General features: G+C 76.0%; 11 protein-coding genes. 4 read left to right on the top strand and 7 right to left on the bottom strand.

Annotated elements, in window-relative coordinates; genetic code table 11:
* Positions 1–265 precede the first annotated feature (265 nt).
* Complete coding sequence (locus ACFQ11_RS34940; protein ID WP_378306711.1) at positions 266–679, top strand: nuclear transport factor 2 family protein; 414 nt, start codon at positions 266–268, stop codon at positions 677–679.
* Between the two features lie 38 nt (positions 680–717).
* Complete coding sequence (locus tag ACFQ11_RS34935; protein WP_378306709.1) at positions 718–1,152, top strand: hypothetical protein; 435 nt, start codon at positions 718–720, stop codon at positions 1,150–1,152.
* Between the two features lie 3 nt (positions 1,153–1,155).
* Here ACFQ11_RS34935 and ACFQ11_RS34930 read toward each other — a convergent pair whose 3' ends face one another.
* Together ACFQ11_RS34930 and abc-f are read right to left on the bottom strand one after the other, a co-directional pair.
* Positions 1,156–1,794 carry a CatB-related O-acetyltransferase gene (locus tag ACFQ11_RS34930; RefSeq protein ID WP_378306707.1) on the bottom strand — a complete coding sequence of 213 codons (639 nt, stop codon included), beginning with the start codon at positions 1,792–1,794 and terminating at the stop codon, positions 1,156–1,158.
* Positions 1,728–3,395 (bottom strand): ribosomal protection-like ABC-F family protein, encoded by a 1,668-nt coding sequence (gene abc-f, locus ACFQ11_RS34925; protein ID WP_378306705.1) that lies wholly within the window; start codon positions 3,393–3,395, stop codon positions 1,728–1,730. Before abc-f ends, ACFQ11_RS34930 begins: the two co-directional genes overlap by 67 nt.
* 192 nt (positions 3,396–3,587) lie before the next feature.
* On the opposite strand from abc-f, the gene ACFQ11_RS34920 reads away from it, so the two are divergent.
* Positions 3,588–4,136, top strand: a complete 549-nt coding sequence (locus ACFQ11_RS34920; RefSeq protein WP_378306703.1) for a TetR/AcrR family transcriptional regulator — start codon at positions 3,588–3,590, stop codon at positions 4,134–4,136.
* A gap of 30 nt (positions 4,137–4,166) precedes the next feature.
* On the opposite strand, the gene ACFQ11_RS34915 is transcribed toward ACFQ11_RS34920, so the two are convergent.
* The 4 genes from ACFQ11_RS34915 to ACFQ11_RS34900 form a co-directional block, all read right to left on the bottom strand.
* A complete protein-coding gene (locus ACFQ11_RS34915; protein WP_378306701.1) occupies positions 4,167–5,429 on the bottom strand; it encodes an NAD(P)/FAD-dependent oxidoreductase in 1,263 nt (420 codons plus the stop codon).
* Between the two features lie 153 nt (positions 5,430–5,582).
* Positions 5,583–7,637 carry an iron ABC transporter permease gene (locus ACFQ11_RS34910; protein ID WP_378306699.1) on the bottom strand — a complete coding sequence of 685 codons (2,055 nt, stop codon included), beginning with the start codon at positions 7,635–7,637 and terminating at the stop codon, positions 5,583–5,585.
* Positions 7,637–8,623 (bottom strand): ABC transporter substrate-binding protein, encoded by a 987-nt coding sequence (locus tag ACFQ11_RS34905; protein ID WP_378306697.1) that lies wholly within the window; start codon positions 8,621–8,623, stop codon positions 7,637–7,639. The genes ACFQ11_RS34910 and ACFQ11_RS34905 overlap by 1 nt, the downstream gene beginning before the upstream one ends.
* A 46-nt stretch (positions 8,624–8,669) precedes the next feature.
* A complete protein-coding gene (locus ACFQ11_RS34900; RefSeq protein WP_378306695.1) occupies positions 8,670–9,503 on the bottom strand; it encodes an ABC transporter ATP-binding protein in 834 nt (277 codons plus the stop codon).
* Between the two features lie 236 nt (positions 9,504–9,739).
* On the opposite strand from ACFQ11_RS34900, the gene ACFQ11_RS34895 reads away from it, so the two are divergent.
* Positions 9,740–11,347, top strand: a complete 1,608-nt coding sequence (locus ACFQ11_RS34895) for a multicopper oxidase family protein (protein ID WP_378306693.1) — start codon at positions 9,740–9,742, stop codon at positions 11,345–11,347.
* A gap of 33 nt (positions 11,348–11,380) precedes the next feature.
* Here ACFQ11_RS34895 and ACFQ11_RS34890 read toward each other — a convergent pair.
* On the bottom strand, positions 11,381–11,677 hold a 297-nt coding region (locus ACFQ11_RS34890; protein WP_378306691.1), incomplete at its 5' end, for a response regulator transcription factor.

Genomic DNA, 11,677 nt, shown 5'->3' with positions numbered 1-11,677 from the left:
CCACGGCGGCGCCCGCCGCCCCGGCCGCGGCCGCCGCCGGGACGCCCGCGGCGTGCGCGCCGCGCGAACTATCACCGGCAAAGTGATCACGGTCGCGCCCCTGCTCGACACCGACGCGTGCCCCTGGCACCCGGCGCCTCACCCACGCCGTATCGGGCTTCCCCGCGCCTCTCCGGGACGGCGCACGAATACCGTTGGCATGGCCAACGAATCTATGTATAGTTGGCTGTACCAACATTGGAAGCACCAACAAAGGGAGGGCGTCATGTCCACGGACACCCTGATCGCCGACCGGATCGAGATCGCCGATCTGGTCGCCCGCTTCGCGCTGCTGCTCGACGAGAAGCGGTGGGACGACGCGGGCGGCGTCCTCGCCGACGACGTGGTGGTGCACTCGCCCCGCGGGGGCGAACTCCGCGGGCTCGGCAACGTCGTCGGCTTCATGCGGCAGGGCGAGGTCGAGGGCGAGAACACCCAGCACACGACCACCGACCTGCTGGTGGACGTCGACGGCGACCGGGCGGCCGCCTCGGCGAACTCGTTCGTGTACTACTACCGCGACGGCCGGGCGCCCCACTTCACCGGCGGCCTGCGGCAGTCCTTCACCGCGGCCCGGACCCCGGCGGGCTGGCGGCTCCGCGAGGTGCGGATCACGCCCGCCTGGACGCGCGAGAACTGATGTCCGCCCGAACGCCCCGACCGATCAAGGAGATCGCCATGACCGCCGCAACGCTCACCCCGAAGATCGTCGGCCAGGCCGAGAAGCACCACACCGAGGTCCTGGCCCGGGCCCTGTCGGGCACGACGGTCGACGAGAAGCAGTGGATCCCCCTGAACCAGGCCATGGCCGCCGGCGGCCCGGTCGACCGGGCCGGGCACGCCGCCCGGGTCGCCGCGATGACCCGGTGGCCCGTGACCGCCGTGGACGCGGCGCTGGCGGCACTGATCGACGGCGGCCTGGCCCGGGAACTGCCCGGCGGCCGGGTCGAGGTCACCGACGCCGGCCGCGCCCTGGCCGCCCGGGTCCGCACCGAGTCCGGCCGGGTCGTCGACCGCGCCTACGGCGCCGTCTCCCCCGAGGACCTGGCGACCGCCGCCCGGGTCCTGACCGCCATCACCGCCCGGATGGCCGCGGAACTGGCCGAAGGCTAGGCCCTACCGGGGCGCCGCCTCCTCCAGGGCGTCGATCGTGCCGGACATGATGGTGCGGATGTGGGAGGTGAGGTGGTCGACGGGCCAGTCCCACCAGGCCACGGCGAGGAGGCGTTCGACGTCGGCGTCGGTGTACCGGCGGCGGACGAGCCGGGCCGGGTTGCCGCCGACGATGCCGTAGTCGGGGACGTCGTCGACGACGACGGACCCGGAGGCGACGACCGCGCCGTGGCCGATGCGGACGCCGGGCATCACCATGGCGCGGTAGCCGAGCCAGACGTCGTGGCCGACGACGGTGTCGCCGCGGCCGGGCAGGTCCGTGACGAGGTCGAAGTGCTCGGCCCACGAACCGCCCATGATCGGGAAGGGGAACGTGGACGGGCCGTCCATGCGGTGGTTCGCGCCGTTCATGATGAACCGGACGCCCTCGCCGAGCGCGCAGAACCTCCCGATGACCAGCTTCTCCGGCCCGTAGTGGTACAGGACGTTGCGGGTCTCGAAGGCCGTGGGATCGTCCGGGTCGTCGTAGTACGTGAACTCCCCGACCTCGATCAGCGGCGACGTGACCAGGGGCTTCAGCAGGACGAGGCGGTCTTGCCCGGGCATCGGGCGGAGGACGGTGGGGTCGGCGGGAGCGGGCATGCGGAGTCCTTTCCGAGGTCCAGGCGGGCGCCCCGCCAGCGGCGGCGCAGGCGGCGGTCGTGGCTGACGACGACGAGGGTGCCGGTGTAGCCGGCGAGGGCCGCTTCGAGGTCCTCGACGAGGGCGGGCGACAGGTGGTTCGTGGGCTCGTCCAGGAGGAGGACGTCCACGGGCTCGCTGAGCAGTCGCGCGAGGGCGAGCCGCTGCCGCTGCCCGGTCGACAGGCGGCCGACGGGCACCGTGAACTGGGCGGGATCGAACAGGCCGAGCGCCTGCAGGCGTTCGGCGTGCTCGGCCGGGTCGCCGGTCCGTCCGCGGGCGAAGGCCGCCAGGAGCGTCTCGCCCGGCGCGCCCGGCCGGGGCTCCTGCGGGAGGTGCCCGATCCGGCCGCGCCGGGTGACGGTGCCGGAGTCGGGGACGACGTCGCCCGCGAGGACGCGCAGCAGCGTGCTCTTGCCCGTGCCGTTCGGGCCCGTGATCAGCAGGCGTCCGCCCGCCGGGACGGTGAGGCTCGTGGGGTTCAGGCGGTTCGCGACGGTGACGCCGGCGGCGTCGAGGACGGCTCCTTCGAGGCGCCGGGCGCGGAGCGCCGGGGTGAACCGCAGCGGTTCCGGCGGGGGCGGGACGGGGTCGGCGAGGAGGCGGCGCAGCCGCTCCTCGGCGTTGCGCACCCGGCCGGCGAGCGACTGCTGCACGCGCCCGCCCGCGCGGTCGTAGGCCATCTTGTTGCCGTCCTTCATCGCGCGGCCCGGCGCCACCCGGCGGGCGGTGGTCGCGGCGGCCTCGCGGAGCCGGTCGACGTCGGCCCGCCACCGCTCGTGCTCCTGCGCCCAGCGTTCGCGGGCCGCCTTCTTCTCGGCGAGGTACCCCGCGTAGCCGTTGCCGTACCGGACGACGCGGCGCCGGTCGGCGTCGACCTCCAGCAGGGCCGTGGCGACGCGTTCGAGGAACGCGCGGTCGTGCGAGACCGCCACGGTGGTGCCGCGGCGGGCGCGCAGGTGGTCCTCGAGCCAGGTCATGGCGCTCTCGTCGAGGTGGTTGGTCGGCTCGTCCAGCAGCAGCACTTCGGGCGCGGCTGCGAGGACGGCCGCGAGGCGGAGCCTGACCTGTTCGCCGCCGGACAGGCCGCCGACGGTGCGGGAACGGTCCACGAGGCCGAGCCCGAGCCCGTGCATGGCGCGCTCGACGCGGGCGTCGGCGTCGTAGCCGCCGCGCAGCTCGAACACGGTCAGCAGCTCGCCGTACTCGGCCATGGCCGTCTCGTCGCCGCCGGCCATCGCCTCTTCGAGGCGGCGCATCCGCGCCTCGATCGAGCGCAGGTCGCTCAGGGCGCGGTCGATGATCTGCTGGACGGTCGCGTCCGGCGGCAGCCGCTCGTCCTGGGCGAGGTAGCCGACGCCGCCTCCGGCCTCGACGACGATCTCGCCCCGGTCGGGACGCTCGCGCCCGGCCAGCAGGCGCAGGAGGGTCGTCTTGCCGGACCCGTTCTCACCGACGATGCCGGTGCGCTCGCCCGCGGCGAGCGAGCACGTCACCGAGTCGAGGACGACCCGGCCGTTGTACGACTTCCCGACGGCGCGGGCGGTGATCTGCGTGGGCATGCGTGCACTCCGAAGCATTCGAGGGGTGTGCGGTCTGGGACCGCTGGACCGGGTGAACGCTCCGGATGAGCATCGGCGACTCCACTAATGCGACGACTGTTACATTAGGATGGTGCCATGAGCCCACCCCGGACGCAACCCGAAGATCGGCGCCCCCCACCGGCCCGGCGCCCCGGCGGCCGGACCGCGCGCGTGCGCGCGCAGGTGCTCGACGCCGTGCGGGCCGAACTCGGGGAGCACGGATTCGACGGGCTCACCATGGACGCCGTCGCCGTGCGGGCGGGCGTGCACCGCGCGACCGTGTACCGGCGGTGGGGGGACGTCGGGGGCCTGCTCGCCGACGTCCTCGACGCGGCGGGCGACGACGACTGGCGGCCCCCGGACACCGGTTCACTGGAGCGCGACCTGGCGGGCCTGAACCAGGAGATCCAGGACGCGATGGCCGCGCGGCCCCCGATCATGGCGGCGCTCATCGCCGCCTCGTTCCGCTCGGAGCGGGCCGCCGCGGCGCAGCGGCGGCTCTGGGAGGACCGGTACGCCCGCTGCGAGATCGTCGTCGAGCGCGCCGTGGCGCGGGGCGAGCTGCCGCCGGGCGTGGACGCGCGCCGGCTGCTGATCACCGCGACCGCGCCGCTCTACCACCGGCTCGTGCTCCTCGGCACGCCGCCGGACCCGGACCTGCCGGGCGACGCGGCCAGAACGGCCGTCCTCGCGGCGTCCGCGGGCGCCTTCACCCCCTGACCGCCCGGAAAGCCCGATCTCGCGGACGCGTCACGGCTTGGGCAGCGCGGTGAGCCGCTTGCGGGCGTCGATGGCGCGCAGGTCGTCGAGGACGGCCTGGGCGGCGCGGCGCCCGGAGACCAGTGCGCCCTGGATGGAGCCGGTGTCGCGGTGGTCGCCGCACACGTACCGGCCGCGGCCGGTACGGACGGGCCGCCGGAGCCGGAGGGGCGGGGGCATCGCCGGGAGGGCCTCCGCGACCGGATAGGTCGCGAGGTGCCGCCACGCGTTGGTGTGCCCGTAGATCTGCGTGAGGCGGTCGCGCACCCACGGCTCGTCGCCGTCCCCGTGCACCCCGAGGACGGACGTGGAGATCAGCGCGCGCCCGTCCGGCGAGTACTCGGGGGCGGCGTCGGTGAGGACGAGCGTGTCCGCGATGGTCCCCTCGGCGTCGATGATCTGGACGGGTTCGCGCAGCGGCGACGAGGGCGCCACGTGGTAGAAGGTCGTGACGGGGCGCATCGCGGGCGCCTCGACGCCGGGGACGAGCGCGGCGGCCGCCGCCGGGTCCGCGGCGACGACGACGGCGCGGGCCGGGATCGTCTCGCCGGAGGCCGTCCGCACGCCCTCGTCGGTGATCTCCCGGACGGGGGTCTCCAGCGAGATCGTGCCCTCGGGGAGCCGGTCCGCGAGCTGGGCCGGGACCTCGCCCATGCCGAGCGCGGGGACGCCGATGGCGCCGCGCGCGAACGACCTCCAGAGCAGGTGGAAGTAGCGGCTGGACGTCTCCAGTTCGCGTTCGAGCAGGACGGCGGCCAGGAAGGGGCGCAGCAGCCGCTCGACCATGACGTCCGAGACGCCCCGGCGGCGCAGGTCGTCCGCCGTGGTGCGTTCGGCGGCGGACCGGATGCGGGACGGCGGCCAGGCCAGGTCGCGGGCCGTCATCGCGGCCAGCGCCGCCTTGTCGCGCGGGGTCCCGACGCCGGCGCGGAGCGTGGTGAGCGTCTGCGCGGGGTGCCGCCACGGGAGCATCACCCGCTCGCGGCGCCCGTGGTCGTAGACGACCACGCCCGAGGCGAACGGCCGCAGGCGCAGCCCGTCCACGTCGATCAGGCGGCGCACCTCCGGGTACGCGGTGTTGAACACCTGGAACCCCCGGTCGAGCCGGAACCCGTCGACGACGTCGGTGCGCATGCGGCCGCCCACGCCGTCCGACGCCTCCAGCACCCGCACCCGCACCCCGTTCTCGCGCAGCCGGACGGCGCAGGCCAGCCCGGCGATCCCCGCTCCGACCACGATCACGGTGTCGGCCATCGCCCCTCCTCGCGTCCGTCCGGGCCATGCCCGCACGGCCGGGGATGACGTCCGGAACCGGGGCAAAATCCGCGCAATGTCGGCGACCGCCATGCCCGCCGGTCATCGGAGGCCGCCGGTCATCGGAGGCCGCCGGTTCCGCGCGTCCGCCGATCAGGCGGCGGGCGTGCGGCGCATCAGCCAGATCAGGTAGGGCGTGCCGATGACGGCCGTCATGATGCCGACCGGAATCTCGACGGGCGCGAGCAGCGTGCGGCCGAGCGCGTCGGCGGCGACGACGAGGACGGCGCCGAGCACGGCGGCGACCGGGACGAGCCGGCCGGTGGCGCCGCCCGCGAGGCGGCGGGCGAGGTGCGGGGCGACGAGCGCGACGAACCCGACGTTCCCGACCGCCGCCGCGGCGCCCGACGCCAGCACCGCGCCCGCGAGCAGCGCCAGCAGCCGCGCCCGCCCGAGGCTCAGCCCGAGCGCGCGCGGCAGGTCGTCGCCGAGCGCGAGCATGTTCACGGGGCGGGCCGACAGGGCGAACAGGACGGCCGCGAGCGCGGGCACGACGAGCCAGCCGAGCGTCGTCGCGTCCCGCGCGTAGGTGCTGCCCGCCATCCAGGTGAGCGCCGCGGACACGTTCATCTGCTCGGCGACGACCATCATGTTCGTCACCGCGCTCATCGTGACGGCCACGCCGAGGCCGACGAGGACCACCCGCGTCGGGTCGAGTCCGTGCCGGTCGCGGGCGATCGCGATGACGACGGCGAGCGCGAGGACGCCGCCGACGGCCGCGAACACCGGGATCAGCGCGGCGGGCGCGCCCGGCAGCACCGTGATGAGCGCGACGGCGCCCGCGGAGGAGCCCGCGGTGACGCCGAGGAAGCCGGGTTCGGCGAGCGGGTTGCGCACCACCGACTGGACGGCCGCGCCCGCGACCGCGAGGACGGCCCCGGCCAGCGCGGCCACGAGGATGCGCGGCAGCCGGTAGAACACGACCGCGTCGGCCTCGGCGGTCCCGGACCCGGTGAGGGACGCGGCGACCTGGCCCCACGACACGTCCACGTCGCCGATCCGCAGGCCGACCAGCACCGCGGCGGCGAGGGCGAGCAGCCCGCCCGCGAGGACGGCCGCGTAGCGGGCGCCGCGCGGGGGCGCGGTGACCGCGACGGCCGCGCCCGCGTCGGCGTCCCCGGTCTGGGTGCGGCGGGCGAGGAGGACGAAGACGGGCCCGCCGATGAGCGCGGTCACGACCCCGACGGGCAGTTCGCCGAACCCGGCGGACGGCGGGAGCGCGAGCCGCGCGGCGGCGTCCCCGGCGAGGACGAGCAGCGCGCCGCCCAGCCCCGCGAGCGGGAGGAGCGCGAGGTGGCGGCGGACGCCGAGACGGCGGACGGCGACGGGGGCCATGAGGCCGACGTAGCCGATCGGGCCGGTGAGGGTGACGGCGGCGGCCGCGAGCAGGACGGCCAGCAGCCAGGCGAGCACGCGGGTGCGGCCCACCCGGACGCCGAGGGACTCGGCGGTGTCGTCGCCGAGCGCGAGGACGTCCAGCGGGCGGGCGAGCGCGGGGGCGAGCAGCGCGGCGGCGAGGACCACGGCGCCGATCGTCAGCGGCCGGTCGAGCCCCGGCTGCAGGAGCGTCCCGTTCCCCCACAGGAACACGCCGCGGGTCGCGGGGGCGTCGAGGAGCTGCAGGAACTCGGCCCCGGCCATGCCGCCGAGGGTGACGCAGGCGCCCGCGAGCAGCAGCCGCCCGGGGGTGAGGACGCCGCGGGCGGTGAGCAGGTAGACGATCGCGGCGGCGGCGAGCCCGCCGAGGAACGCGGCGCCGCCGGACAGCAGGGTGCCGGTCTCCAGGCCGAGGTAGGCGGCGAGGGCGACGGCGAGGTAGGCGCCCGCGTTGACGCCCAGGGTGTCGGGGGCGCCGAGCGGGTTGCGGGTCGATCCCTGGATCAGGGCCCCGGCGACGCCGAGGGCGATGCCGGAGGCGAGACCGGCGAGGGTGCGCGGCAGGCGGCTGCCCAGCAGGACGGCCTCCGCGCCGGCGTCGGCGTCGCCCACCGCGAACGCGACCAGGTCGCGGAGGCCGACGCCGGACGCGCCGAGCGTCAGGTGCAGGACGGCCACCGCGCACAGCGCCGCCGCGAGCGCCCCGCCCGCCACAAGAGCGGACGGGCGTGCGCGCAGCAGGACCTTGGCCTCGCCGGTCGTGGCGGTCATCAGACCCCGAGCGCCTTGCCGGTCATGTTGAGGATGTGGACGCTCGACAGGACGCCGCCGTAGAACCAGGTGCCCGGGTCGAGGGCGATCGCGCGGTCGTCCTTGACGAACGGGGCGCCCGTCCAGACGGGGTTGTCGGCGAGCTGCTCCTTGAACGGGTTGTCGTCGTCGGCGGCGACGTACAGGAACGTCGCGTCGTCCGGGACGCGCGTGATGCCCTCGACGCCGACGGTCGTCATGCCCCAGTCGTCGGGCTTGCCGGTCCAGGTGTTCTTCATCCCGGCGAGGTTGAGCACCTGCGCGACGAGCGCCTTGTCGGTGTGCATGCGGATCTGCGGGGCGTCGTTCGCGGTGAACGCCTGCGCGACCGCGTACTCCAGGCCCGCCTTGTCGGCCTTCTCCAGCCGCGACCGGAGGTCGGCCGCCGCGGTGTCGATCTTCTGCAGGACGGCCGGGGCCGCGTCCTCCTTGCCGACGGCCTTCGCCAGCTCGGTGAAGTTCGTCTTCATCGTCTGGAGGGCCGGGTCGGCGAGCGGGTCGAACGCCAGGACGGGCGCGATGTCGGCGAGCTGGTCGTAGTTCGCGGCGACGCGGTCCTCGTCGGAGACGATCAGGTCCGGCTTGAGCGCGCGGATCTTCTCCAGGCTCGGCTCCTGCCGGGTGCCGACGTCGGCGACGCCCTCGGGCAGCTTCGCCTCGGGCGCGCTGACCCACGTGGCGTACCCGGCGGTGTCGGCGTGGCCGATCGGGTTGACGCCGAGCGCGAGCAGGTTCTCGGTGTACGTCCACTCCAGCGAGACGATGCGGGTCGCGGGCGCGTCCAGCGACACCGGGCCGCGCGCCGTCTGGACGGTGATCGCGCCGTCGCCGCCGGCGCCGCCGCCCGCGCCGGGGGTGTCGCCCGCCGCGCCGCCGCACCCGGCGGCGGCGAGGGCGAGCGCCGTCGCGGCGGCGCCGCTCGTCAGGGCGCGCAGGAGTCTTCTCATCAGGGCTTCCTCAGGGTCAAGAGTGATGGGTAACGGGAGGGAGGGCTCAGGGGGCGGCCCGCTCGGCCTCGGTCCGCCTGGGGAAGCAGGCGAGGTGCCCGCTCGCCGGGTCGCGGACGACGTCGACCTCGATGCCGAACGCGTGCGCGATCGTCCCGGGCGTCAGGACGTCCCCGGGCGCGCCCGCCGCGGCGACGCCGCCGTCCGCGACGACCACGACCTCGTCGGCGTACGCGGCGGCCTGCATCAGGTCGTGCAGGACGACCCCGCACGCGATGCCGTGCTCGCGGGCGAGCCGCCGCACCACGTCCAGGACCTCGAACTGGTGCTTGAGGTCGAGGTAGGTGGTGGGCTCGTCGAGCAGCAGGATCCCGGCGCGCTGCGCGAGGACGGTCGCGAGCCACGCGCGCTGCCGTTCGCCGCCGGACAGCTCGTCCAGCCGCCGGTCCGCGAGGGGCGCGGCGTCGCCGACCTCGAGGGCCCACTCGATCGCGGCGACGTCGTCGGCGGTGTGCCGGGCGAACGCGCCGCGGTGCGCGTACCGGCCGTGCCGGACGAGCTCGCGGACGGTCACGCCCGCGGGCACCAGCGGCGTCTGCGGCAGGAACGCGAGCCGCCGGGACAGGTCGCGGCGCGACAGCGACCCCAGCGGGGCCCGCTCCGCGCCCGCGCCGACCTCGACGGTGCCCGCGATGGCGTCCTGGAGCCCGGCGACGGTCCGCAGCAGCGTCGACTTGCCGCAGCCGTTCGGGCCGACGAGCACGGTGACCGCACCGGCCCGCAGCGTCAGGTCGACGCCGGTGAGCACGGCGCGGCCCTGGTGGCCCACCGTGAGGCCGCGGGCGCCGAGCAGGACGTCGCCGGTCGCTTGAGGGGCCACGTGCGCACTCCCGACGGGTCGAACGGAACGGTCCACGCGCACGTCGCGCGCGTGCGAGTTAGGGAAGGCTAACCGATGACGGACTCCCGGTTCATCCCGAGGTCTTGCCCTATGCCGGAATCGACCGTTCGCGCGCCCGTCCGTCCGCCCCGCGCGGGGCGCCGCCGCCAACTGAGGCACCGGGTAAGGCGTTCGCCGGACGCGGCCGCGCCCGCCCACCGGCGACACTCACCGGCATGGACACCGAAACGGACCTCTCCCCCCGCCGCCCGCCGCGCCGGCGGCGCCTGCTCGTGTCGGGCCTGGCCGCCGTACCGGCGCTGGCGGCGGCGGGCGCGGGCGGCGCGGGCGTGCTGTGGGCGCGCGCCGACGTGAACACCGTCGGCCGGGTGCGGTTCCGCAACCGGCTCGCCGTCCCGCCGCTCGCGCCGTCCCGCACGGACGGGCGGGGCCGCCGCGTGTTCGAGCTGCGCGCGGGCGCCGGGCGGACCCGGATCCTGCCCGGCGCCGCGACACCAACGTGGGGGTTCGGGCAGAGCGTCCTCGGTCCGACGCTGCGCGCCGCGCGAGGCGAGACGGTCCTGGTGAACGTGCGGAACACCCTGCGGGAGACGACCACGGTGCACTGGCACGGGATGCACCTGCCGGCCGCGATGGACGGCGGCCCGCACCAGCCGATCGCCCCCGGCGGCACGTGGTCGCCGTCCTGGACCGTCGACCAGCCCGCCGCGACGCTCTGGTACCACCCGCACCCGCACGGGGCGACCGCCCGGCACGTCTACCGCGGGCTCGCCGGGCTGTTCCTCGTCGACGAGCCGGACGGGCCGGGCGGCGGGCTGCCGAGCCGGTACGGCGTGGACGACGTCCCCGTCATCGTCCAGGACCGCACGTTCGGCGACGGCAACCGGCTCGTCGAGGACCAGCCGCTGGTCGGCGGGATCGGCCTGCTGGGCGACACGATCCTGGTGAACGGGACGTACGCGCCGTTCTTCGACGCGACGACCCGGCGGGTGCGGCTGCGGATCCTGAACGGCTCGAACGCCCGCACGTACCGGTTCGCCCTGTCGGACGGCCGCCCGTTCGCCCTCGTCGGGACGGACGGCGGCCTGCTGGCGGCCCCGCACGAGACCGACCACGTGCGGCTGTCGCCCGCCGAGCGCGCGGAGATCGTGGTGACGCTGCGCCCGGGCGAGCGGGTGGTGCTGCGCAGCGCGGCGCCCGAGCTGGGCGCGGGCACGTGGACGAACCGGTTCACCGGCGGTGACGACGCCTTCGACGTCCTGGAGCTGCGGGCCGCGGACCGGCTCGGCGCGTCCCCCGACCTGCCCGGCGAGCTCGCCGCCGCGCCCGCGCTCGCGCGGCCCGGCGCGTCCGGGCGGGTCGACCGCGAGTTCGCCCTGGCGGGGTTCAGCATCAACGGCAGGACGATGGACATGTCCCGGATCGATTTCGGCTCTCCCCGCGGCGCCACGGAGATCTGGGAGGTCTACAACCAGGAGGGCAAGCCGCACAACTTCCACGTGCACGCGTCGTCGTTCCAGGTGCTGTCGGTGGACGGGGCGGCCCCGCCGCCCGAGCTGCGCGGCTGGAAGGACACCGTGTACGTCGCGCCGAAGAGCCGGGTCCGGATCGCCGTCCGGTTCGACGTGGCCCCCGACCCGGCGACGCCGTTCATGTACCACTGCCACCTGCTGTACCACGAGGACCAGGGCATGATGGGCCAGTTCGTCGTCACCGGCCCCGGCCAGACCCCCGCCTCCGGCGTGCCGCACGGCGGCCATGGGGGCCACGGCGGCGAGCACGGCGGCGGGCACGGCAGCGAGCACGGCGGCGAGCACGGGTAGCGCGTCCGCGGCGGCCGCCCGGCCGGGGTCCGGCTAGGCGAAGAGCCGCAGGCGGTGCGCCATGGCGGCGGCCTCCCCGCGGGTGGCCGCGCCGAGCTTGGCGAGGATCCGCGACACGTGCACGCTCGCCGTCTTCGGGCTGATGAACAGCTCCTCGGCGATCTGCCGGTTCGACCGTCCGGCCGTGATCAGGCGCAGCACCTCCAGCTCGCGTTCGGTGAGGCCGAGGCCCTCGGCGGCGGGCGCGCCCGGCGCGGGCGCCCCGGCGAGGTCGACCCGCGCGGCCCGCGCCACCGTGCCGATTTCCGCGCGCAGCGGCCGCGCGCCCAG

The sequence above is a fragment of the Actinomadura sediminis genome (genome assembly GCF_042675525.1).
GTDB classification, from domain to species: Bacteria; Actinomycetota; Actinomycetes; order Streptosporangiales; family Streptosporangiaceae; genus Spirillospora; species Spirillospora sediminis.
Note: the sequence above shows the minus strand (reverse complement) of the source record. Positions and strands in the feature narration are given on the sequence as shown.

What these genes read in the sequence shown, in the direction of transcription:
- ACFQ11_RS34940 (WP_378306711.1), top strand. Translation starts at nt 266, where the DNA reads ATGTCCACGGACACCCTGATCGCCGACCGGATCGAGATCGCCGATCTG.
- ACFQ11_RS34935 (WP_378306709.1), top strand. Translation starts at nt 718, where the DNA reads ATGACCGCCGCAACGCTCACCCCGAAGATCGTCGGCCAGGCCGAGAAG.
- ACFQ11_RS34930 (WP_378306707.1), bottom strand. Translation starts at nt 1,794, where the DNA reads ATGCCCGCTCCCGCCGACCCCACCGTCCTCCGCCCGATGCCCGGGCAA.
- abc-f (WP_378306705.1), bottom strand. Translation starts at nt 3,395, where the DNA reads ATGCCCACGCAGATCACCGCCCGCGCCGTCGGGAAGTCGTACAACGGC.
- ACFQ11_RS34915 (WP_378306701.1), bottom strand. Translation starts at nt 5,429, where the DNA reads ATGGCCGACACCGTGATCGTGGTCGGAGCGGGGATCGCCGGGCTGGCC.
- ACFQ11_RS34910 (WP_378306699.1), bottom strand. Translation starts at nt 7,637, where the DNA reads ATGACCGCCACGACCGGCGAGGCCAAGGTCCTGCTGCGCGCACGCCCG.
- ACFQ11_RS34905 (WP_378306697.1), bottom strand. Translation starts at nt 8,623, where the DNA reads ATGAGAAGACTCCTGCGCGCCCTGACGAGCGGCGCCGCCGCGACGGCG.
- ACFQ11_RS34895 (WP_378306693.1), top strand. Translation starts at nt 9,740, where the DNA reads ATGGACACCGAAACGGACCTCTCCCCCCGCCGCCCGCCGCGCCGGCGG.